The following is a 22,312-nucleotide window of genomic DNA, read 5'->3' as shown; positions in this document are numbered from 1 at the left end:
GGATGAATGCCATCATTGGGATGACAGAGCTGGCACAGCTTCACATCCTGGACAGTGAAAGGATGGCAGATTACCTGGAGAAAATATCCAGCGCCGGCGCTCACCTGCTGGGGCTGATTAACGAGGTCCTGGATGTCAGCAAGATTGAGAGCGGTGTGGCAAAGCTGAATGAAAAGGAATTTGATCTCCAGGATATGATGCAGGATGTTGTGGAGATGGTGAACGTATCAGCTGAAACGAGGAAGCAGATACTGAAGGCAGATATAGAGTCCGGCATCCATTGCCGGGTATCCGGAGACGAAGAGCGGCTGAAGCAGATTCTTGTGAATCTGTTGGAAAATGCTTCAAAATACACCCAGGATGGAGGAAAGATATCTGTTCGTCTGAGGGAACTAAAGAAAAATGACTTGCAGGTAGGCACTTATCAATTTACAGTGGAGGATAACGGTGTCGGAATGAAAAAGGAATATCTGGAGCATATCTATGAGCCCTTCAGCCGTGCCGATGACAGCCGTACAAGCAAGACCAAGGGAACAGGCCTGGGGATGACGATTGTAAAGAATCTCGTCACAATGATGGGCGGCAGCATACAGGTTGAAAGTCAATATGGAAAAGGGACACGGTTTGAAGTCATTATCTGCCTGAATAAATGTGATGAAACAAAAGGCCGGGAAAGAGAATCACAACAGGAGATATTGACGTCGCTGGCAGGCATCCGGGTACTTTTGGTGGAGGACAATGAAATCAACCGCCAGATTGCTGCAGAGATGATCGAGCTTTTGGGCGCGGAGACTGAGTGGGCAGAAAATGGAAAAGCAGCGGTAGAGGCGGTTTGCTCACACCCGCCGCATTATTATGATATTGTTTTCATGGACATCCAGATGCCTGTAATGAATGGTTATGATGCAGCCCGCGCGATACGTGATTCGGGAATGAAGGATATTGAAGAACTGCCGATCATCGCAATGACCGCTGATGCTTTTAACGAGGATGTGAAAAGGGCCAGAAGGGCTGGAATGAATGGCCATATAGCCAAACCCATATCCATAGACCAGATCAAAAATATCCTGATTAGCCTAAAGCCGGTGCGCCCGCGTTGAGCCGTGAAATGTGAAAAGACTGCCGGGAACAGCCCGTGCTGTTCTGCGGGATATACTCCTGAGTCTAGAAATTCCAAATTACAGAAAGATAAAAAGGTTACTGTTGACAGATGGGTCGTTAAAACGTATGATAGTAATCAATAAATGAGGTTGTGATTATATTAAAAACACAATATAAAATATTGCGATACATTAATGAACACAAGACGGAGGAAGAATATGATTTACACTGTGACCTTTAACCCCGCGCTGGATTATATTGTTTCTGTGCCTGAATTCCGGATGGGGAAGACAAACCGGACAGCTGCCGAACAGATATATCCGGGCGGAAAGGGAATTAATGTTTCTATCGTACTGAAAAACCTCGGCTTTGAGAGTACAGCCCTGGGCTTTACCGCAGGCTTCGTGGGGCAGGAGATCAGCAGAAAGCTGGACGGTCAGGGAATAAATGCCCGCTTCATCCAGCTGGAGCAGGGCTGTTCCCGGATTAATATCAAGCTGAAGGAGTCCGACGGTACAGAAATCAATGGGAAAGGGCCGGAGATCAGCCCCGGGCGGCTGCAGCAGCTCATGGAATTACTGGACGGGTTGACTGACAGAGACCTGCTGGTTCTGGCAGGCAGCATCCCTGACAGCATTCCGGATACAGTCTACCGGGACATCATGAGCCGTTTGGAGAAGAAACAGATTCCCATAGTGGTAGACGCGACGGGAGATTTGCTGCAGCAGGTGATTCCCTATCATCCATTTCTGATAAAGCCAAACCACCATGAGCTGGGAGAGCTTTTTGGAGTGGAGCTGTCCACCAGGGAAGAGGTGATCCCCTACGCGAAAAAACTGATAGAAAAGGGAGCCTGCAACGTGCTGGTATCCATGTCGAAGGAGGGGGCGGTGCTGGCAGATGCAGAAGGAGGCGTCCACACTTCGCCCGCTCTGAGAGGCAGGCTGGTGAACGCGGTAGGGGCCGGCGATTCCATGGTGGCCGGATTTCTGGCGGGATGGCTGGAGCAGCATTCCTATGAGCATGCCTTTCGCATGGGAGTGGCGGCAGGGAGCGCCAGCGCCTTTTCAGAAGGGCTGGCAGTGAGAGAGGATGTAGAGAAGCTGTACAGGCAGATGAGTGAGGCGGAATGATATTGATATCCGGACAAATTTAAGTTGCTGACGGACAGCCATGGCTGCGGCGTGAGGTATTTTGCCTCTGTGGATATACTCACGGGGCGCCCCGTAACGCATGCCCTGGCGAAGCTGAGGAATTGCGTGAGCTGTCTCCCCGCCCCGTCAGGGGCATGCGATATAGAATACTCTGGAGTATAAAATATATGGTCAAATGGAAAGAGGCTTTTCCCGCTATTTTGCAGTATTCGGGAGGCTTCTTTTTTGATGCCTGAAAATAACTCCAATGCCTGCATTCTGGATAACTGCTGTCCGGATTCAGACAGGTGCTGTCTGTCTGCCAGCGTGTTGATACTTCGTATCTCTCTTTTTTAGATATTGTGAAAAATAAATACAAGTTTAACATTGTTTAAAATATATAATAACAATATAATTAATTGTGAAATATTGAAAATCGCAATTAATGGTGTTATAGTTCATGCATGATCAAAGCTATACAGAGAGGAATGTGTGGATGAGGATAAACAGATCATCCGCAATGAATGGGGAATCATGCGGCAGTACAACGGCGAAGTGGTGTCACATCCGCTGCACGGACCGATCGGGAGCCGGGAGATCTGCCAGGCTGCAGGTATCTGTGAGGAAAAGCTTCCTGAAATTGTGAAAGCGGGAGACAGAACCGGAGAGGTTTCTCCGGAGCTGGTAAAAAGGTTTGGCATGACAAAGGCTCCGGCAATCCTGGTCGGGGGCCATGACCAGCCCTGTGTGGCCCTGGGGATGGGGGCTATCCACGGGGGTGACGTGGCCTATGGAATGGGCACAGTGGAATGCTTAACGCTGGTGATGGATGGGTTCCGTCAGTCACCGGCCATGCAGAAGGCTCATCTGGTCTGTGCACCTCATGTGGTGGAGGGCAAATACCTGAAGTATAAGAGCAATGGCAGATTGTAAGGAGGAGGCTATGACTGTATCAGACAGAAGACGGGAAATTTCTGATTTATTGCTTCAGAAGGGCAAGATAAAGGTCGGGGATCTGGCGCGTAGATTCCAGGTGAGCACCGAGACCATCAGGAAAGATCTGCTGGAGCTGGAGGCCCAGGGTTTTATCAAGAAAAATAAAGGTTCTGCAGAAGTCCTGGTAGAGACCAGCGCCAGCGCTTATTCCCAGAAATCAGAGAAGTTCATAGAGGTCAAAAAGAAGATCGCCAGAGAGGCGGCCAGGCTGGTTCCGTCCCGCAGTGTGATTTTCATGGATGCGGGCAGTACCAACTACCAGCTGGCCCGACAGCTGATTATGCGTAAAGATATCATCGTGGTTACGAATTTTACTCCGATTGCGGAACTGATGAACGCCAACGAGATCAAGGTGATCCTCATCGGAGGAGAGATCAGTCAGGTGAGCGGGGCGGCTACGGGAATGCTGGCGACTTACTGCATCGACCATGTACATGCAGACCTGGCTTTTCTGGGAACCAGCGGTTTTCTGGATTCCAGCGGTCCCTGCGTGGAGAATTTCCCGGAGGCCGAGGTCAAAAGAAGGATGATGCAGAACGCCGGAGAAGCCTACGTGCTGGCAGACAGCAGCAAGGCAAAGACCAGGGCGATCGTGAAATATGCCGAATGGAAAGAACTCACAGGCCTTCTGACAGACGACCAGCTGGACAGGCAGGTACTGAGCAGCCTGAAAAAGGAACTGAATGTGATCGTGGTAGATACAAAAGAAGAGGAATAGATAAAGATAATAGATGAGGATACACCATTCCGGAGGGGGAACGCAAAATCATTATTTCAGATGATTTTACAGCCCCCCTCTGTTTTTTCGTTATAAATGGGACTGAGCAGTTTGGGTATGTAAAGTAAATAAACAGGAATGAGTTGGCTGTTGTGCATTTCGGGGCGGCATGATAAAATGAAGGCTAATCATTAGATTGAGGCGGGAGAGGTGTATCATAAGCAGCCAGGCTGTGCAGGAAAGAGGAGATATGCTTCAGATTCAACACATTTGCAAAAGATATCAGACAGGAAAACTTATACAAAAAGCACTGGACGATGTGAGCCTGAATCTCAGGGACAACGAGTTTGTTGCAATCCTGGGTCCCAGTGGTTCCGGAAAGACGACGCTTTTGAATATTATCGGAGGTCTCGACCGCTATGACAGCGGTGACCTGATGATTAACGGCGTCTCTACGAAAAAATATAAGGACAGAGACTGGGATGCTTACCGGAATCATACGATTGGTTTTGTGTTCCAGAGTTATAATCTGATCCCCCATCAGTCGGTTCTGGCTAATGTGGAGCTGGCGCTCACCATATCGGGCATCGGACGGCCGGAGCGCCGGCAGCGTGCCAGGAAGGCCCTGGAGAAGGTGGGGCTGGGAGATCAGATAGATAAGCGGCCGAACCAGCTTTCGGGCGGGCAGATGCAGAGAGTGGCGATTGCCAGGGCACTGGTTAATGACCCGGACATTCTGCTGGCGGATGAGCCTACCGGGGCGCTGGACAGCGATACGAGCATTCAGGTTATGGAGCTTTTAAGAGAGGTGGCCAAGGACCGGCTGGTGGTGATGGTTACCCACAATCCGGAGCTGGCGGACGCCTATGCCACCCGTGTTGTCAGGCTGCGCGACGGTAAGATCCAATCGGATTCTGATGTGTATGCGCCGGATGAAGGGCTGCCGGAGGAGCCTATCCACAGGCGCCTGGGCAAGGCTTCCATGTCTTTCCTTACGGCGCTTTCCCTGAGCTTCAACAATCTCAGGACTAAAAAAACCAGGACCCTGCTGACTTCATTTGCAGGTTCTATCGGAATCATCGGTATCGCGCTGATCCTGTCGTTATCTACCGGTGTGAACGGCTATATTAAAACAGTGGAAGAGAAAATGCTCTCCGAATATCCGCTGCAGATTCAGAGCGCCAGCTTCAACCTGATGTCCATGATGTCCGCCGGCAGGGGCGGGGACAGGGATGAGGGGTCAGGTGAAGTCAATGTGATTCAGATGATAACGGATCTGTTTTCCGCCCAGGATTCTAATGATCTGGCAGCGTTGAAGCAGTACCTGGACGGAGAGGGGAGCGGGATCAGGCAGTATGTGAATTCCATTGAATATATTTATGATGTGGTTCCCCAGCTTTACAGGCAGAACGGGGAAGAAATCCGCCAGGTTAACCCGGATGTATCCTTTGACGCGCTGGGTCTGGGCGCATCATCCAGCTCCAACAGCCTGATGTCCTCCATGATGAGTACAAATGTATTTTATCAGATGCCGGAAGAGGCGGGCCTGTACGAAGGCAGGTATGACGTCAAAGCGGGGCGCTGGCCGGAGAATTACGACGAATGTGTGCTGGTACTTACCTCCAGAGGGGGAATCAGTGACTTCCTGCTGTATACGCTGGGGCTGAGAGATACGCTGGAGCTTGACCGGATGGTGCAGCAATTCATTGATGGGGAAAATGTGGAAACGCCTGCGGATTCTGGCTCATACGCCTATGGGGATTTCCTGGGAATCACCTTTAAGCTGGTGAACAGCGCCGATTATTATGAGTATGACAGCCAGTATGAGATCTGGAAGGATAAGACCAATGACGCCGCTTATATGAGTGAGCTGGTAGCCGGCGGCGAGGATATTAAAATCGTGGGCGTGGTACAGCCGAAGGATGCAGACATAAGCGGCGGCGTGTTGAACACGGGGATCTGTTATCCGGCGGCGCTGGCGAAGCATGTGGCGGAGCAGGCAGGAGAGAGCGAAATCGTCCGCCGGCAGCTGGAAAATGAGTCGGTCAATGTGTTCACGAACGAACCCTTTGGCGAAGAAAGCACAGAGAGTGGTTTTGACCTGAGTTCCCTGTTCACGATAGACGCGGGGGCGCTTGAGAATGCCTTTGGGTTCAATGGGGACGGGCTGGAGAGCAGTCTGGCGGACTCTTTCGATCTGTCAGGTTCACTCAGCCTGGATGGGAATTCCCTGGATCTGTCGGGGATGGCTGATCTGAGTGCGGTTCAGCTGGAGCTCCCGGAAATGCCCCCGATCAGCCTGGAAGACCTTATGGGGCAGCTGGATATCACCGCTTCGCCTGATGCAGTCAGACAGCTGGCAGGGGAATTGCTTTCCGGCTATCAGGAGTTTGCGGCAGGGAATCCCGGTGCGGATTATACTGGCCTGGGAGAATATTTTCTGGCTTATCTGCAGACACCGGAGGCCCGGGAGACGCTGGCCGGCCATATGAAGGAGATCATCCAGTCCGGGGGGAGCATGGAGGTTTCACCGGAACAGCTGCAGGAGCTGGTCCGCCGGGTCATGGCGGGATACCAGGAATATGCGGCGGCCAACGGATATACGGATCCTGACCGTTTTGACGAATATCTCATAGAGTATCTTCAGACGCCCCAGGCGCAGTCTGTGTTAGAGAAATGGGCGTCAGAAAACCTTCAGTTCAGCGGTGATCTGGAAATCACGCAGGAACAGCTGGAGGCGCTGGCGGCGGATTTGGCGGCCGGTTATCAGAGTTATGCGGCGGCCAACGGACTGCCTGATCCGGCCAAAATGGGAGATTACTTCCTGGAGTATCTGGGCACGGATGACGCTAAGCAGAAGCTGGCGGCAGGAATCGGCGGCATGGTGGATGCCGGCGGGTTGGAAGGGCAGATTGCCTCCTCCGTACAGAGTTACATGCAGGAAACTTTTGCCACATTGACAGAATCCATCTCTCAGGCCATAGGGAGTCAGATTACCCAGGCTGTGCAGCAGATATCTGGCCAGTTGGGCGAGGCAATCAAGAGCCAGATCTCACAGAACGTCAGCCAGCTGGGCGAAGAGCTGGGGAATGCCATGAATATTGAACCTGGCGCGCTGGCAAATGCGGTAAAAGTGAATATGGACGGCGGGGAGCTGACCGAACTGCTAATGTCTCTGGGAGCGGCTGAAAGCGCTTCCTGCGAAGGCAATCTGAAAAAGCTGGGGTACGCGGATTTTGATAATCCCAGCGGCGTTAATATCTATCCGAAGGATTTCGAGAGCAAAGAGCAGGCCGTGGCTGCGCTGGACGGCTATAACAGCCGGATGGAGAGCGAGGGCAGGGAAGAGAAGATGATCGCGTACACAGATACAGTGGGCACGATGATGTCTTCCGTGACGGACATTGTCAATATTGTCAGCTATGTGCTGATTGCTTTTGTCGCCATATCCCTTGTGGTGTCTTCCATCATGATCGGAGTGATCACGTATATCAGCGTGCTGGAAAGAAAAAAAGAAATCGGAATACTCAGGGCCATCGGGGCTTCCAAAAAGAATATTTCCCAGGTGTTTAACGCGGAAACCTGTATCATAGGACTGTGTGCAGGCCTGATCGGCATAGTTATTACGCTGCTGCTTCTGATACCTGCGAACCTGCTGATCCATCATCTGTCGGGAATACCAGACCTGAATGCCGTGCTTCCGGCGGCTTACGCCCTGGTACTGATCCTGCTCAGTGTGGCGCTGACCCTTCTGGGCGGACTGATTCCTTCGGGTAAAGCGGCAAAAAGTGATCCGGTGGCGGCGCTGCGGACCGATTAGGGATTGTCCTGGCAGTGAAAGAAATGTATAATAAGTTTTGATCCAGATACTGGAAATTCTGAAAGCAGGGAGCAGCCCATGGCGACCATAAGAGATGTTGCGGCTGAAGCGGGCGTTTCAGTTGGAACTGTTTCAAACTATCTGAATAAAAAAATAAATGTCAGCGAAGAGACCGCCGGCAGGATACGGAAGGCGATTCACAGTCTGAATTATGTGGTCCACAATTCGGGAAGAGAACTCCGCCGCAAGAAAAGCTATGTCCTGGGGGTTGTTTTCCCCAATATCTCAGAACCGTATTTTGAAAAGGTAGTCAGCAGCATCAAGGGCTATATGAACGTCCACGGGCCGAAATATTCGATTGAGATCGCGCTGACGGACGGTAACCCGCAGAAGGAAAAAGATGTGCTTCTGAATTATATCGGCAGGAATGTCTCAGGAATCATCCTGTGTACCTGCGATCCGGATAATGCAGAGCTGTTTGATCTCCTGGAACGGAGCGGCATTCCCCATGTATTTGTAGAACGCTGCCCGAAGAATGCGGACTGTAACCTGGTATTTCTGGATAACTATAACAGCATTCACAATGTGACGAAGCATTACCTGGATCACGGATACCCAGACATCGCCCTGGTGACAGGTCCGGAAAGCTTTGATGAGAATAAATTCGCGGTTGCCGGGTACAGAGATGCGTTTCAGGAATCCGGACTTCCGGTTAACGGCAGCTATATATTCATAGGAGAGCCGATCCGGGAGTCAGGATTCCGGATTGGAATACAGATGTGCCAGCTGGGAGACACAGTGCCGCAGATTATTATCACAACCTCCTACCGCATGGCTGAGGGGATACGCTATGCCTACCACATCAATAATCTGGATCTGACGGATGATATTAAGATCATAGCCACAGGAGACGAACAGCATGATGTATTCTATTTTGACCGGGAGATCCTGAAGACATCCAGAAGCTCCTATGAAGTGGGAGAGAAGGCATGTCAGCTTTTGCTGGATAACATTCACAGTCCGGCCCTTTTTGAAACACGCCGGCTGCGCATACAAGACTCCATAGATGTGAACCGGCTGATACTGCCGGCGCATAAGGGGATACGGAAGGCACATTTTAAATTTGTGGATACCATTCGGGTGTTGATTCTGGATGATAAATATGCGGTCAGCGGCATATCGAACCTGCTGGTGGATTTTTATTATAAAACCGGTATCCGTGTGGAGTTCGTTAAGGTGCTTCCGGAGCACGCATTTTCTTTTATTCAGGACTCCATGAGGGTTGAGGACAGCGGGATTGACGTTCTGCTGTTCGATGTCCCCTGGCTCTCATATTTTGCTGAACAGGGTTATCTGCTGTGTCTGGATGAGCTGGCCCGGCAGAAGAAGCTGGATACAGAATATTTTCTTCCCGATTCGCTGACCCACTACGGGATGCACAGAGGGAAGCTGTATGCGCTGCCGTATATGGTCTGCACACAGCTGCTGTTCTTCAGATATGACCTGTTCAATAATGATTTCGTGAAAAACAGTTTTGAGAATCAGTGCGGATTCATGCTGGAGCACCCGATGAATTGGAGGCAGCTGAATATTATAGCGCAGTTTTTTACCAGGCAGTACAACCCAGGCTCGCCGGTGAAGTATGGCTATTCCATGTCCCTGTCCTATCCGGAAGAGCTGATATGCGCGATTATGCCCAGGCTATGGGAGTATAAAGCTGATCTGTATGATGAGAACGGAGCCGTAGCCTGCAACAGTAAAGCGATGCGGAAAGCTGTGCACGGCCTGTTGGAAAGTGTTACCTTTTCAGACCCCAACACACTTTTTAATAAGCCTATTGATTCCCTCCACAATTTCATGGAGGGGGATGTGGCGATGATCAGCAGCTATTATAATTATGCGACAGAGATCACCGACCGGACGAAATCAAAGGTCGTGGATAAGTTCAGCTATGCGAACATACCGGGCAAGCCTGTGCTGGCCGGCTGGAGCCTGGGGATTAACCGGAGATCCCGGAAGCCGGAGGCCGCCTTTGAATTTTTAAAATGGATAACGGGCACAGAGCTGTCCGTACCTCATACGATCCTGGGAGGGCAGTCCCCGAATATGGCGACCTACCAGAATTACGATCTTGTAACCCTGTATCCGTGGCTGACCATGTCTCTGTATGAGCTGAACCGCGCCCGGATCAGGAAACCTCCGCTGAACGCCAGGGGAGAAGTGCTGAATGAAAAAGAGGTGGAAAACGTCATCTATTCCTACCTGAGGCCCCTGATGGAACAGGCAGTCGGAGGTGAGGCCGCGGGATATCAGGAGATAGGGGAAGTACTGGAAAATCTGCAGGCAGAGTTATTGAAAATTTCCAAATAATTGATGCGGCCGGTAAGGAGCACGAATCAGTTATTTGGAAATTTTGTGATTCTGCATAATTGAATCGATTCAATAAAACGATATTCAAAAATGTTGACGGGAGAAAACAAGGACTCTATAATTTACTATGAAAGCACCGGACAGTATGTCTGATTATGAAGGAATAGTGAGAAGAGAGGTGGATCTGGAATCATGGAATATCATAAAGTATTTTACTCGCATGGCGTTTCATGCAGCTTGATTATTGAATGTCCGGGCCAGGAGCTGACAGGCGGCAAGAAGTACCCGGCCGTAATACTGTGCCACGGCCACAGCCGCCACAAGAACGACGGTTTGGACGGCCTGTCTCACATGTTGGCCCAGGAAGGCTTTCTGACTATAAGGTTTGACTTCCGGGGCTGCGGGAAAGAGGCTGCGAGAAAATATTATCTGTACTGTGCAAGTGAATGGCCCTATGATCTGATACATGTAATTAATTATGCCATATCGCTGGGCTGTGTGGATGAACAGAGAATAGGGGTTGCGGGCATCAGCATGGGGGCCTGCACGGCAGTATATACTGCCGGGATGGATAAGAGAATTAAGGCGGTCGTCTCCATGTCCGGAATCGGTGACTGCTATGAGTGGATGAAGCACGTCTGGGACTGGCAGGGCGGAGATTTCAGCCAGTTCGTCAGAAGTGTCAATGAAGAGGCGTCTGCGGCGGCTGCCACAGGCACAAGCCAGATGAAAAATGTCCTGGAAATGTATCATTTCCCGGCAAAGGACAAGGCCGATAAGATACTGGAAGGGATAACAGATCCGGACGCCTGCGAATACATAGCCTGGGACAGCCTGCAGGAGCTGCTGTTTTACAAGCCGCTGGAACAGTGCCATAACATCGATCAGCCGATTTTCTTTTTGACGGGTGGCGCGGATGAGCTGGTGCCCCATGAACAGTCCGAGAGAATGTACCATGCGGTTTCATCCAAAGTAAAAAAGATCAAGGACTATCCGGGCGTAGAGCATAATATACCGGTCGATCCACAGATGTAGGACGGATTTTGCGGACATTCAAAATAAAAAAGAATGTGGAGGTAACAGACAATGGCAAAATCATTATTTGAGGAACTGGGCGGCAAATACGAAAGGCAAGGGGATTATTTGATACCGTGCTTAACTGTACCCGCCGAAGAAGAACAGGCAATAGGCATCTGGGGGCAACGGCATTTAGATTATCTAAAACAGTACCGTAAAGTTACATACACCAATCTTCTTACAAGCGGCAGGCTAAACGCCTACCTTGCCGACATCAACAGACAGGCACAGGAACGCTTTGAAAGGCTCATAGAGGGTATGAAACAGGCACAGGGCATAACGGAACAGCTAAAGGCAGAAAACGCCTTAGAATGGACAGGATGCCTCAATAACATAAGGGCTTGTGCGAGGGAGATTGTGGAAAAGGAAATTATTTTTGCATAAACAGATGATTAGTGGCAGGGGGAAATCCTGCCGCTTTTTCTGCTTTAGTTTGTCAGCTTGACAAATAAAGGGTTAAGGAATATAATTAGATTCAGTATTATACAAGGAGTTAATAAATATGCGGCAAGGTATTCTTAAATAAACTGTCAATTTGATAGTGGGAACAAAAAGTAGCAGTCTCGTTTCACTTTTAATATGGGGCTTAGTTTTTTGTACCCAGTTTAAGAATACTTTTATCATGTAATTTTATATGCCCGAAAACATATAAGTGTTTTGGGGCTATTGGAGTTATTTACCCAGTGATAGGAGTATTTATCACTGGGTATTTTTATGCCCTTTTTTGGGTGTTGATAGGAGGAAAATCACATGAAAATAATTAACTTAGGCATTCTGGCTCACGTTGACGCAGGAAAGACAACATTAACGGAAAGTTTATTGTATACCAGTGGTGCAATTGCAGAACTAGGGAGCGTAGATGAAGGCACAACAAGGACAGATACAATGAATTTGGAGCGTCAAAGGGGAATCACTATCCAGACAGCAGTGACATCTTTTCAGTGGGAGGATGTAAAAGTCAACATTATAGATACGCCAGGCCATATGGATTTTTTGGCGGAAGTATACCGTTCTTTATCCGTATTAGACGGAGCAGTATTATTAGTTTCTGCAAAGGATGGCATACAGGCACAGACCCGTATACTGTTTCATGCACTACAGACAATGAAGATTCCGACAATTTTTTTCATCAATAAAATTGACCAAGAGGGGATTGATTTGCCAATGGTATATCGAGAAATGAAAGCAAAGCTTTCTTCGGAAATTATAGTGAAGCAAAAGGTTGGGCAGCATCCCCATATAAATGTAACGGACAATGACGATATGGAACAGTGGGATGCGGTAATTATGGGAAACGATGAACTATTAGAGAAATATATGTCAGGGAAACCGTTTAAAATGTCAGAACTGGAACAGGAAGAAAACAGGAGATTCCAAAACGGAACGTTATTTCCCGTTTATCACGGAAGCGCTAAAAACAATCTGGGGATTCGGCAGCTTATAGAAGTGATTGCCAGTAAATTTTATTCATCAACGCCTGAAGGTCAATCTGAACTATGCGGGCAGGTTTTTAAGATTGAATATTCAGAGAAAAGGCGGCGTTTTGTTTATGTGCGTATATATAGCGGAACATTGCATTTGAGGGATGTTATTAGAATATCTGAAAAAGAGAAAATAAAAATCACAGAGATGTGTGTTCCGACAAACGGTGAATTATATTCATCCGATACAGCCTGCTCTGGTGATATTGTAATTTTACCAAATGATGTTTTGCAGCTAAACAGTATTTTGGGGAACGGAATACTGTTGCCGCAGAGAAAATTTATTGAAAATCCTCTCCCTATGCTCCAAACAACGATTGCAGTAAAGAAATCTGAACAGCGGGAAATATTGCTTGGGGCACTTACAGAAATTTCAGATGGCGACCCTCTTTTAAAATATTATGTGGATACTACAACGCATGAGATTATACTTTCTTTTTTGGGGAAAGTGCAGATGGAAGTCATTTGTGCCATCCTTGAGGAAAAATATCATGTGGAGGCAGAAATAAAAGAGCCTACTGTTATATATATGGAAAGACCGCTTAGAAAAGCAGAATATACCATCCACATAGAAGTCCCGCCAAATCCTTTCTGGGCTTCTGTCGGGTTGTCCATAGAGCCGCTCCCTATTGGAAGCGGAGTGCAGTATGAAAGCAGAGTTTCACTTGGATATTTAAATCAATCGTTCCAAAATGCGGTTATGGAGGGGGTTCTTTATGGCTGCGAGCAGGGGCTGTATGGATGGAAAGTGACAGACTGTAAAATCTGTTTTGAATATGGATTGTATTATAGTCCTGTAAGTACCCCCGCAGACTTTCGGCTGCTTTCCCCTATCGTATTGGAGCAGGCTTTAAAAAAAGCAGGGACAGAACTATTAGAGCCATATCTCCACTTTGAAATTTATGCACCGCAGGAATATCTCTCACGGGCGTATCATGATGCTCCAAGGTATTGTGCAGATATTGTAAGTACTCAGATAAAGAATGACGAGGTCATTCTGAAAGGAGAAATCCCTGCTAGATGTATTCAAGAATACAGGAACGATTTAACTTATTTCACAAATGGGCAGGGAGTCTGCTTGACAGAGTTAAAAGGATACCAGCCAGCTATTGGTAAATTTATTTGCCAACCCCGCCGCCCGAATAGCCGTATAGATAAGGTTCGGCATATGTTCCACAAGTTAGCTTAACAGCTTGCAAAAGTCATATAAAATGAGATTTGAAAGGATTAGAGACTAATTATGATGAAATGCGAATGGATATTGTGTCCTGTTTGTGGGAACAAAACCCGTAATAAAATTAGGAAGGACACTGTTTTGGAGAATTATCCCCTTTATTGTCCAAAATGCAGACAAGAAAGATTGATTAAAGTTGACAACTTGAAGATAACTGTCATCAAAGAGCCAGACGCTTAAGACGCAGAGCCGATGAAATTGTGGAACAATTCACGAATCATCGGCTCTTTTTGTTTCGTATTTGAAAGAACAAACTCACCAAATAAAAAAAACGATATTCGGGTGGGTTATTTTGTTATACCCTAAATTACCCTCTGAATTTGTTTTTAAATTTGGAGGGATTTTTTTATGTCCTTTTTTCGGGCAGTTATCTATCTGCTCATACGAAGCAAAATTTATCAATACATAGCATATCAGAGAACGGCAGGAAACCAGTTAAAAAAATTTCTGCCTATGCAACGGCACTTCCTGCCTTGAATGTAGAAGTACAATCTCCATACAACAGAATTAATATTTCCCATAACCGTAAAGGTCATAGAGCCTTTGCGGTTTTTCTTTTGTCGATTTTTGTTGGAAAGTGCCATAGGGCTATTAGTGGTGTTAGGTGTCGTTCGCCACCTCTCCATCTGGATTTTGAACATTTCAAAAATTCAGATGGGAGGTACTTACAGTGAAATACGCACCGAGAAAGGTATATATCAAGGAAAGCGGCAGATATGTGGAACTGTCCTATACGGATTTCTGCCGCCGCAGGGAATCCGACCAGACCTATATGGACAAGCTGTTTATCCCCATTCAAGGCTGTCTGCTTGAAGTCGTGAGGGAGCAATACACGGACTTCTACCGAGATAAGGAACGGTGGCGTTATCTGAAAAAATTAGATACGAAGAACAGCCTGCTTTCTCTGGATGGATTTACGGACAGCGAGGGGAAGCCTTTAGACTTTATCGCTGATGAAGCGGCAGACATTGCGGAAACCGTTGTCAATGCGGTTATGGTGGACAGGCTGAAAGCCGCCCTGCCTTTGCTGTCGGATAGTGAACAGGAATTGATACAGGCAATCTTTTTTGACGGACTTTCTGAGCGTGAAGTCGGGGCGAGGTTCGGCATAACCCAGAGCGTTGTGAACAAACGCAAAGCCAGAATCCTAAGAAAACTAAGAAAGATAATAGAAAATTAAAATTTAAGGCGTTCAGCCCCCTTGTTTTTTCCTTTGGGAAAATGAGGGGGTTTTTCTCTGCCCTCTCAATCAATTCTGATTGGAGGAAAAGAAGCATGGCATATAACCACGGACGGGAGGACAGGAAATGGCGTATCTGGAAAGAAGCGGAGGAAAAGCTGCTGCGTGAGTGCGGCGTTGATGAAGCGACCATTGAGCAGATACGCATTGCGGACAGGGCAGACTTCAATTCCAACAGGCGGTTTTACCGATGGACGAATGACATTGCGGAATACCTTGAGGACATGGCAGACAGGGAGCGGCAGACGGAAGTGGGTACGGTTGCGGAGTTACTGGACGAGATTGAGAGCGAAAATCTCTATCAAGTATTAGTCGCGGTGGACGGGCGTACCTTGAAAATCGTCCTGCTGAAAATGCAGGGGTATTCCACAAAGGAGATTGCCCCGCTCGTGCATTTGACGACTGGTGCCATCTATGCGAGGTTAGACCATCTGCGGAAGAAGCTACGAAAATTTTATAGCGTCTAAAACAGCCTGCCGTCCTGCGGGCTACTGGGTGAGGGATGGAAATCCCCTCACTTATTTTTTGCAGGAGGCAAGCGGGATGGCATACAGAGTTAAGGCGTACACGCTTCGGGAGGAATCCACGGAAAGCGGCACAAGGTATTTTATCAGCTTTAAGGACGGGCAGGGCAAATCCCACGAGTTGGAAGTGTCGGAACAGTTCTTTATGGAGTTTCGGCAGATGGAACGCAGGAACAGGAATCTCCTCCAATGGGACGAGCGGCACAGGGAGTTTTCGGAAGTATGGGACGAAACGCTGAACAGGCGGGCGTTGAAGCTGCCTAAGAGCATAGAGGAACAAATGATTGAGGCAGAACGGGCAGAACTGCTCTGTAAGGCGGTTGACGGACTGCCAGAGATACAAAGGCGGCGTTTCCTGCTCTACTACGAGTATGAGTTCAATTTTTACCAAATCGCCGCTATGGAGCATTGCACCGCTTCGGCAATACAGAAATCTGTTGCGATTGCAAAGGAGAAAGTAAAGGCGGAAATGAGGAAGTATCTCCAACCGTGACCGACACCGCCCGAAAAAGAAATCTGTTTTTTATTTGTGTGGGATTGGCGGCATTACATACTCTCACTTTTTCTTCGTGGGAGTAAATCTATTTTTAAGGAGGTCAACGCCTATGTGCAACGAAAACAAAAACACCGCCCGAAAGGAGGAAAGCCATGCAGAAGTTACAGACAGTCAACGCCGAAACGCTCCTTTATGAACCGCTTGAGAAGCCGTCCTTTGTGGTGGACAGCCTTATCCCCACAGGCTTGTCGCTGTTCTGCGGCTCACAGAAGATAGGAAAGAGCTGGCTCATGCTGAAGCTATGTTTATGCGTGTCGCAGGGACTTCCCTTGTGGGATATGCCGACAATGGAGGGCGACGTGCTTTACCTCTGCCTTGAGGACACGTTCTGCCGTATACAGGACAGGCTGTTCCGATTGACGAACGAAGCGAGCAGGCGGCTTCACTTTGCCGTGGCAAGCTGCAAGCTGTCAGACGGTCTTATCGTGCAGCTTGAAGATTATCTGAAAGATTACCCAAACAGCAGGCTTATTGTCATTGACACTTTGCAGAAAGTCCGTACAGCTTCAAAAGACAATGCCTACGCAAGCGACTATGGGGACATCTCACTAATCAAAGACTTTGCCGACAGGCATTCATTGGCGGTCATTGTCGTACACCACATCCGAAAGCAGAATGACAGCGATGTGTTCAACAAGGTGTCTGGGACGACAGGCTTAACGGGGAGTGCGGACGCTACCTTTGTTCTGGAAAAGGAGAAACGGGCATCCGACACCGCCAAGCTGTATGTGACGGGCAGGGACACGCCCTATCAGGAATACACGCTGCGTTTCCGTGATTGCAGTTGGGAACTTGTGGAGAGAAAAACGCAGGAGCAGCTTGCGAAAGAAACGATACCAGACGTCCTTTTTCGGTTGGTGGATTTTATGAGGGATAAGGAAGAATGGGCAGGCACGGCAACGGAGCTGTTAGCCGCTATGAGGGAAACGGAAACCATACCCACGGTGATTACGAAATGGCTCAATGAATACCGCACCACATTTTTAAATGAGAACCATATCGTTTATCAGTACAGCCGCAAAAAACACGGCAGGCAGATTTCGCTTGCAAAGCGGGCGGGTGACAGCGGTGACGGTGGTGACAGCGATATTGGGATACCCCCTGTTACTGTCATTGACGCTTAAAGCCGTGTAAAGCTGGCGACTCTGCCCTGCGGGTGACAGCGGTGACGGCGGTGACAGTGATTTTAGGATACCCTGCCGCTGTCATCCCTGCGGGAGAACACCCCGTAAACGCAAAGTGCAGGCGTAGGATTTACCCGCCCTTTTCGGCGTGTAAAACCACCCCTGCGGTCAGAAAAATCCTTCCGATTTTTCCGACTGCGTTTACAGGGTGTAACACACTACACTTTGCCCTGCAAAGTCGTGTGCCAGACGTTCCCTCTGGACTCCCTTATGGCAGGTCTTACGCCCTGCTTATCCTACGCTCCACGCTTCGGATAAAAGAATGGCAGCATGACGGTGACGGCTCTTGCGAGGGGGTATTCCAAAAACACCGTCATCATCGACATGACCGTCATGCAGGGAATAAGGGTGACAGTTGAGGCAGTCGGTAGGGGGTATCCCAAAACTGCTGTCACCGCCGTCACCGCTGTCACCCAAAGGGCAGTTTACCCGCCGAAGAAAGGAAGATGATGAATTATGCCCTATGCAATCCTGCGTTTCCAGAAACGCAAAGCGGGCGGCGTTGCGGCTTGCGAACGCCACAACGAGCGTAAAAAAGAAGCCTATAAAAGCAATCCAGATATAGATATGGAACGCTCGAAAGATAACTACCATCTTGTGAATCCGCCGAGGTACACCTACAAGAAAGAGATTAACCGCATGGTAGCCGAAGCAGGGTGCAGGACGAGGAAAGATAGCGTGATGATGGTGGAAACGCTTATCACGGCTTCGCCAGAATTTATGAACAGCCTGCCGCCCAAAGAACAGAAAGCGTATTTTACGATGGCTCTGGATTTCATTTCAGAGCGTGTCGGGGAGAAAAATATCCTCTCCGCAGTCGTCCACATGGACGAGAGAACGCCGCATATGCACCTCTGTTTTGTGCCGATTACACCAGACAATAAGCTGTCTGCCAAAACAATTTTAGGCAATCAAAAGAGCCTGTCCGAATGGCAGACCGCCTACCATGAGCGGATGTCCTCACGGTGGAATCAGCTTGAAAGAGGTCAGTCCTCAATGGAAACGAAGCGGAAACATGTCCCCACATGGCTCTATAAGTTGGGCGGCAGGCTTGATAAACAGTATGAGGAAATTGTGTCTGCACTGTCCGACATCAACGCCTTTAATGCAGGGAAGAAGCGTGACAAGGCTCTGGAACTGATTGCGGCATGGCTCCCAGACGTGGAGAAATTCTCAAAGGAAATCAGTAAGCAGAGTGCCTATATCAATAGCCTAAAGGAGCAAATCGGGCAGGAATCAGACTATGCGGGGCGTATGCGTGATGAAAAGTATGAGCAGGAACTAAAGGTGCAGAAAGCGAACCAGAAGATATTTGAGTTGCAGAGAACCAACGAGCAGATGGGGCGGCTGCTCTCAAAGATACCGCCCGAAGTGTTGGAAGAATTGCAGAAAAACCATAAAAGCAGAGCGAAAGAAAGGTAGATATGTGAATGAAGAAACAGGATTTTAAGGTGTTAAAGACCAAAGACTTGTACCCGTTTCCCGACAATCCGTTTCATGTGGCAGAGGATGAAACGCTGTCAGAATTAGCGGAAAGCATCAAGGAATTTGGCATTGTCACGCCGATAATCACACGCCCGAAAGAGGACGGGAACGGCTATGAAGTGATTGCAGGGCAGCGGCGTGTCCGTGCGTCTGAACTTGCAGGGATAAATACCGTGCCTGCGTTTGTCCTGCCCTTAGACCGTGACCGAGCCATCATCACCCTTGTAGACAGTAATTTACAGCGTGAGAATATCCTGCCATCAGAGCGGGCGTTTGCCTACAAGATGAAATCCGAAGCCATGAAGCGGCAGGGTTTCCGCACAGACTTAACCTCGTCACAAGTTGTGACGAAGTTGCGGACGGACGACAAGGTGGCACAGGGCTTCGGCGTAGGCAGGATGACCGTACAAAGATTTATCCGTTTGACGGAACTGATACCGCCGATTTTGCGGATGGTGGACGAGGGGAAAATCGCCCTCACGCCTGCGGTGGAACTGTCCTTTTTGAAGAAAGACGAGCAGGAAAACCTCTTTGCCACGATGGAGAGCGAAGAAGCAACGCCCTCACTCTCACAGGCACAGCGGATGAAAAGCCTAAGCCAGAGCGGGCGGCTTGACATGGATACGATATTTGCAATTATGACGGAGGAAAAGGGAAACCAGAAAGAAACCTTGAAAATCAACACAAGCAAGCTGAAAAAGTATTTTCCGAAGAACACAACGCCGAAGCAGATGGAGGAAACCATCATTAAACTTTTGGAGCGTGAATTGCAGAGGAAACGGGGCAGGGACAGCCGCTAATCTTCTCTTTTCGGGAGGTAAATGCAGAAAATTGAGGTATGAAGAATGAAAGAAATCCAGTATGAGATTGTAAAGGAAATCGCCGTATTGTCTAAGGGCGACAGCGGCTACACAAAAGAAATCAATCTTATCTCATGGAACGGAAGAGAGCCGAAATATGACATCCGCAGCTTTTCCCCGAACCGTGAGAAGTGCGGAAAGGGTATCACGTTGAACGCTGATGAAGCAGCAGCACTCCTTGAAGCATTACAGAAAGAAGTAAACAGCGGGGATTGATGGTATCTGATTGACAGGGCGGGGCGTTTCCAGACGTTCTCCTGCCCTGTCTGGAAAGGAAGATTTAAGTATGGGCGAGGATAAGAAAGCAGATAAAAAGAGAAAGCGTATCGTGCCGAAAGCACCAGTTCAGATGATAATCAGCCGTGAATATGTCGGCACGCAGACAGTCACAGAAGCGTTTATCCCGATTATTTCCGAGGATATTCGGAAGAAGATTGCCGAGGGCGACACCTTCGACAATGAGGGGCTGTCCGCTTAGAATGTACGCAATGGAACATGAAAACAGATAGGACAGATATGGAGGTTTTACAGTATGGCAGGAATAAGAATGGAGAACAAGATTTATGAAGTCGGCATGTACTGCCGCTTGTCAAAAGACGATGGCACGGATAACGAGAGTGCGAGCATTGCGACACAGAAATCCATCCTCACGGATTATGTGAAAAAGCAGGGATGGCACTTAGCAAAAACGTATGTGGACGACGGTTACTCTGGTACAAATTTTGTTGAGGTAAGATAACGATACCTTTTTTGCAGAGGGTGTTATCTTACCTCTTTTTGATGTATGTTAGATAGCATAACTCTTTACGTCGGCTCCTATCTGTCTGAAATAGGAGATACTTTCGGTAGGCTTGTCACCTGTATCAACTCTGCCGACAAAGCTATAAAAGATTTCGATTTTGCGGGTGTTCGTTTCCTTATCCAGTTCGTGAATAAGAATACGGTCAATAAATTCATGGACGTTTTCGTAGGTCAGTTCTTCAATCGCTGTGTATCTGCGTACCAGTGCGACAAACCTTTTTACGTCCGCGCTGCGCTCGGTGGCGTTGTCGATTTCCTGTGACAGCTCCGCAATCCTCCGGGTCAGCGTCTTTTTTTCTTCATCATAGCCGGAAGTCAGAAAAGCAAATTGTTCATCTGAAAGTTTCCCTAAAGCGTTGTCCTCGTAGAGCTTGCGGAATAAGATGTTCAGCTCGTTAATACGGTTCTGCGCCTTGTCAAGCTCTTTCCGCTGCTGTGTCAGCGTCTTTTGTACTGCCTTTGCGCTGCACTCGTTGGCTGTTTCGATAAACTCCTGTTCATGCTCTTTCACATAAGACGTTACTCGCTGCAAGTCTGCAAGGACAAGTTCTTTCAATACGCTTTTGCGGATATAATGCGTAGTGCAGAGCATATCATTTCTTGCCCGGTTGCGGTAGTTGCCGCAAGTGTAGGCGTGTTTCCGTTCAAGCGTCCCGGCTCCGCGTACTGCATACATTTTGTAGCCGCAGTCCCCGCAAAAGAGCAGCCCGGAAAACAGGTCAATTTCATCAACCTTTGTCGGGCGTTGCCGGGTGGCAATCCGCTTCTGTGCAAGTTCAAAGGTTTCTTCATCAATCAAAGGTTCGTGAGTGTTGGGGAAGAAATACCTTTTTTCCTCCGGGTTCTTTTTCGTCTTTTTCGACTTATAAGATACCTTGTAGGTTTTCCCGGTTATGGTATGCCCTAAATATTCTTTCCTTGTCAGAATGTCGTACAGCGTCTTATCCGGCCAGTTGTACCATGCGTTGAGCTGTGGGCGGGGGTGGCGTTTGCTCCCTGTCCTGCGGTAGCGCAGTTCCCCGACGGTCAGTATTTCATTGTCCCGCAGCCAGTTCTGGATTTCACACATACGGTCGCCCCGTACATACATTGCAAAAATCTGTTTTACGACGTGCGCCGTTTCCGGGTCGGGTATCAGATGATTGCGGTTATCCGGGTCGATAAGGTAGCCGTAAGGAGCTTCGCCGTTGACGCGCTCGCCTTTCTGCGCCTTTGCCTGTTTGACAGCCCGGATTTTCTTTGAGGTGTCGCGGGCGTAAAACTCGTTGAACCAGTTCCGCAGAGGGGTAAACTCGTTATCTTCCCTTGCTGTGTCTACACCGTCGTTAATGGCAATGTAGCGCACTTCATATTCGGGAAAGACAATCTCTATCAGCTCCCCGGTTTTCAGATAATTACGTCCCAGACGGGAAAGGTCTTTTGTTATGACGGTCGCCACGTTCCCGGCTTCAACCTCATGCAGCATGGCTTGAAGCCCCTCACGCTCAAAGCTCACGCCGGAAAATCCGTCGTCTACGAAAAAGCGCGTGTTGAAAAAGTGGTGTTCGTCAGCATACTTTTGTAAAATCAGTTTTTGGTTCTGTATGCTCTCGCTTTCCCCGGCTTGCATATCTTCCTGGCTCAATCTGCAATATAAAGCGGTAATCTTGTCTGTCTGTAACATTTTGTCCTCCTTTCCGACGACAGACAAGCATGGTATTTGTACTGTCTATATTATACCACATACCGCTGC

The 22,312-nt window shown here is 48.5% G+C and carries 20 protein-coding genes and 1 pseudogene; 20 read left to right on the top strand and 1 reads right to left on the bottom strand.

The window, feature by feature from the left end:
- Positions 1 to 2: 2 nt before the first annotated feature.
- The 20 genes and pseudogenes from H9Q79_RS11960 to H9Q79_RS11865 form a co-directional block, all read left to right on the top strand.
- A complete protein-coding gene (locus tag H9Q79_RS11960) occupies positions 3 to 1,100 on the top strand; it encodes a hybrid sensor histidine kinase/response regulator (protein ID WP_249328362.1) in 1,098 nt (365 codons plus the stop codon).
- Between the two features lie 219 nt (positions 1,101 to 1,319).
- Positions 1,320 to 2,234 (top strand): 1-phosphofructokinase, encoded by a 915-nt coding sequence (gene pfkB, locus H9Q79_RS11955; RefSeq protein ID WP_118648367.1) that lies wholly within the window; start codon positions 1,320 to 1,322, stop codon positions 2,232 to 2,234.
- A gap of 492 nt (positions 2,235 to 2,726) precedes the next feature.
- A complete protein-coding gene (locus H9Q79_RS11950; protein WP_118648363.1) occupies positions 2,727 to 3,167 on the top strand; it encodes an acetate and sugar kinases/Hsc70/actin family protein in 441 nt (146 codons plus the stop codon).
- Between the two features lie 10 nt (positions 3,168 to 3,177).
- On the top strand, positions 3,178 to 3,948 hold the full coding sequence (locus H9Q79_RS11945) for a DeoR/GlpR family DNA-binding transcription regulator (RefSeq protein WP_249328361.1): 771 nt from the start codon (positions 3,178 to 3,180) through the stop codon (positions 3,946 to 3,948).
- 250 nt (positions 3,949 to 4,198) lie between these two features.
- Positions 4,199 to 7,768, top strand: a complete 3,570-nt coding sequence (locus tag H9Q79_RS11940; RefSeq protein WP_249328360.1) for an ABC transporter ATP-binding protein/permease — start codon at positions 4,199 to 4,201, stop codon at positions 7,766 to 7,768.
- A 78-nt stretch (positions 7,769 to 7,846) separates the two neighbouring features.
- Positions 7,847 to 10,138 carry an extracellular solute-binding protein gene (locus tag H9Q79_RS11935; RefSeq protein ID WP_118648359.1) on the top strand — a complete coding sequence of 764 codons (2,292 nt, stop codon included), beginning with the start codon at positions 7,847 to 7,849 and terminating at the stop codon, positions 10,136 to 10,138.
- A 192-nt stretch (positions 10,139 to 10,330) separates the two neighbouring features.
- Positions 10,331 to 11,173, top strand: a complete 843-nt coding sequence (locus tag H9Q79_RS11930; RefSeq protein WP_249328359.1) for an alpha/beta hydrolase family protein — start codon at positions 10,331 to 10,333, stop codon at positions 11,171 to 11,173.
- A 51-nt stretch (positions 11,174 to 11,224) separates the two neighbouring features.
- The gene (locus H9Q79_RS11925; RefSeq protein WP_001129922.1) at positions 11,225 to 11,599 is read left to right on the top strand and encodes a TnpV protein; all 375 of its coding nucleotides are present in this window, start codon (positions 11,225 to 11,227) and stop codon (positions 11,597 to 11,599) included.
- Positions 11,600 to 11,965: 366 nt separating this feature from the next.
- On the top strand, positions 11,966 to 13,885 hold the full coding sequence (gene tet(O) / locus H9Q79_RS11920; protein ID WP_002596250.1) for a tetracycline resistance ribosomal protection protein Tet(O): 1,920 nt from the start codon (positions 11,966 to 11,968) through the stop codon (positions 13,883 to 13,885).
- 51 nt (positions 13,886 to 13,936) lie between these two features.
- Positions 13,937 to 14,110 (top strand): cysteine-rich KTR domain-containing protein, encoded by a 174-nt coding sequence (locus tag H9Q79_RS11915; protein WP_008724758.1) that lies wholly within the window; start codon positions 13,937 to 13,939, stop codon positions 14,108 to 14,110.
- 490 nt (positions 14,111 to 14,600) lie between these two features.
- The gene (locus H9Q79_RS11910; RefSeq protein ID WP_002596252.1) at positions 14,601 to 15,110 is read left to right on the top strand and encodes a sigma-70 family RNA polymerase sigma factor; all 510 of its coding nucleotides are present in this window, start codon (positions 14,601 to 14,603) and stop codon (positions 15,108 to 15,110) included.
- A 95-nt stretch (positions 15,111 to 15,205) separates the two neighbouring features.
- Positions 15,206 to 15,637 carry an RNA polymerase sigma factor gene (locus H9Q79_RS11905; RefSeq protein ID WP_002596253.1) on the top strand — a complete coding sequence of 144 codons (432 nt, stop codon included), beginning with the start codon at positions 15,206 to 15,208 and terminating at the stop codon, positions 15,635 to 15,637.
- 76 nt (positions 15,638 to 15,713) lie between these two features.
- Positions 15,714 to 16,187 (top strand): RNA polymerase sigma factor, encoded by a 474-nt coding sequence (locus tag H9Q79_RS11900; protein ID WP_002596254.1) that lies wholly within the window; start codon positions 15,714 to 15,716, stop codon positions 16,185 to 16,187.
- Between the two features lie 155 nt (positions 16,188 to 16,342).
- Entirely contained in the window at positions 16,343 to 17,374 is a 1,032-nt protein-coding gene (locus H9Q79_RS11895) for an AAA family ATPase (RefSeq protein ID WP_002596255.1), read from the top strand.
- A 330-nt stretch (positions 17,375 to 17,704) separates the two neighbouring features.
- Positions 17,705 to 17,884, top strand: a complete 180-nt coding sequence (locus H9Q79_RS11890; protein ID WP_004613323.1) for a hypothetical protein — start codon at positions 17,705 to 17,707, stop codon at positions 17,882 to 17,884.
- A gap of 6 nt (positions 17,885 to 17,890) precedes the next feature.
- Positions 17,891 to 18,856, top strand: a complete 966-nt coding sequence (gene mobV, locus H9Q79_RS11885; RefSeq protein ID WP_002596256.1) for a MobV family relaxase — start codon at positions 17,891 to 17,893, stop codon at positions 18,854 to 18,856.
- A gap of 8 nt (positions 18,857 to 18,864) precedes the next feature.
- On the top strand, positions 18,865 to 19,719 hold the full coding sequence (locus H9Q79_RS11880) for a ParB/RepB/Spo0J family partition protein (protein ID WP_002596257.1): 855 nt from the start codon (positions 18,865 to 18,867) through the stop codon (positions 19,717 to 19,719).
- A 45-nt stretch (positions 19,720 to 19,764) separates the two neighbouring features.
- On the top strand, positions 19,765 to 19,995 hold the full coding sequence (locus tag H9Q79_RS11875; protein WP_002596258.1) for a YdbC family protein: 231 nt from the start codon (positions 19,765 to 19,767) through the stop codon (positions 19,993 to 19,995).
- A gap of 70 nt (positions 19,996 to 20,065) precedes the next feature.
- Entirely contained in the window at positions 20,066 to 20,257 is a 192-nt protein-coding gene (locus H9Q79_RS11870; RefSeq protein ID WP_002596259.1) for a hypothetical protein, read from the top strand.
- A 54-nt stretch (positions 20,258 to 20,311) separates the two neighbouring features.
- Positions 20,312 to 20,503 (top strand): annotated as a pseudogene (locus tag H9Q79_RS11865) (recombinase family protein); the annotation flags it as partial.
- A 63-nt stretch (positions 20,504 to 20,566) separates the two neighbouring features.
- Here H9Q79_RS11865 and H9Q79_RS11860 read toward each other — a convergent pair.
- Positions 20,567 to 22,243, bottom strand: a complete 1,677-nt coding sequence (locus H9Q79_RS11860; RefSeq protein ID WP_002569190.1) for a recombinase family protein — start codon at positions 22,241 to 22,243, stop codon at positions 20,567 to 20,569.
- Positions 22,244 to 22,312: the final 69 nt, after the last annotated feature.

This window comes from Wansuia hejianensis (genome assembly GCF_014337215.1).
Classification (GTDB): domain Bacteria; phylum Bacillota; class Clostridia; order Lachnospirales; family Lachnospiraceae; genus Scatomonas; species Scatomonas hejianensis.
Note: the sequence above shows the minus strand (reverse complement) of the source record. Positions and strands in the feature narration are given on the sequence as shown.

What these genes read in the sequence shown, in the direction of transcription:
- H9Q79_RS11935 (WP_118648359.1), top strand. Translation starts at nt 7,847, where the DNA reads ATGGCGACCATAAGAGATGTTGCGGCTGAAGCGGGCGTTTCAGTTGGA.
- H9Q79_RS11870 (WP_002596259.1), top strand. Translation starts at nt 20,066, where the DNA reads ATGGGCGAGGATAAGAAAGCAGATAAAAAGAGAAAGCGTATCGTGCCG.
- H9Q79_RS11915 (WP_008724758.1), top strand. Translation starts at nt 13,937, where the DNA reads ATGATGAAATGCGAATGGATATTGTGTCCTGTTTGTGGGAACAAAACC.
- H9Q79_RS11925 (WP_001129922.1), top strand. Translation starts at nt 11,225, where the DNA reads ATGGCAAAATCATTATTTGAGGAACTGGGCGGCAAATACGAAAGGCAA.
- H9Q79_RS11960 (WP_249328362.1), top strand. Translation starts at nt 3, where the DNA reads ATGAATGCCATCATTGGGATGACAGAGCTGGCACAGCTTCACATCCTG.
- H9Q79_RS11860 (WP_002569190.1), bottom strand. Translation starts at nt 22,243, where the DNA reads ATGTTACAGACAGACAAGATTACCGCTTTATATTGCAGATTGAGCCAG.
- H9Q79_RS11945 (WP_249328361.1), top strand. Translation starts at nt 3,178, where the DNA reads ATGACTGTATCAGACAGAAGACGGGAAATTTCTGATTTATTGCTTCAG.
- H9Q79_RS11890 (WP_004613323.1), top strand. Translation starts at nt 17,705, where the DNA reads ATGACGGTGACGGCTCTTGCGAGGGGGTATTCCAAAAACACCGTCATC.
- H9Q79_RS11905 (WP_002596253.1), top strand. Translation starts at nt 15,206, where the DNA reads ATGGCATATAACCACGGACGGGAGGACAGGAAATGGCGTATCTGGAAA.
- mobV (WP_002596256.1), top strand. Translation starts at nt 17,891, where the DNA reads ATGCCCTATGCAATCCTGCGTTTCCAGAAACGCAAAGCGGGCGGCGTT.
- H9Q79_RS11880 (WP_002596257.1), top strand. Translation starts at nt 18,865, where the DNA reads ATGAAGAAACAGGATTTTAAGGTGTTAAAGACCAAAGACTTGTACCCG.
- H9Q79_RS11900 (WP_002596254.1), top strand. Translation starts at nt 15,714, where the DNA reads ATGGCATACAGAGTTAAGGCGTACACGCTTCGGGAGGAATCCACGGAA.
- H9Q79_RS11930 (WP_249328359.1), top strand. Translation starts at nt 10,331, where the DNA reads ATGGAATATCATAAAGTATTTTACTCGCATGGCGTTTCATGCAGCTTG.
- H9Q79_RS11875 (WP_002596258.1), top strand. Translation starts at nt 19,765, where the DNA reads ATGAAAGAAATCCAGTATGAGATTGTAAAGGAAATCGCCGTATTGTCT.
- pfkB (WP_118648367.1), top strand. Translation starts at nt 1,320, where the DNA reads ATGATTTACACTGTGACCTTTAACCCCGCGCTGGATTATATTGTTTCT.
- H9Q79_RS11940 (WP_249328360.1), top strand. Translation starts at nt 4,199, where the DNA reads ATGCTTCAGATTCAACACATTTGCAAAAGATATCAGACAGGAAAACTT.
- H9Q79_RS11895 (WP_002596255.1), top strand. Translation starts at nt 16,343, where the DNA reads ATGCAGAAGTTACAGACAGTCAACGCCGAAACGCTCCTTTATGAACCG.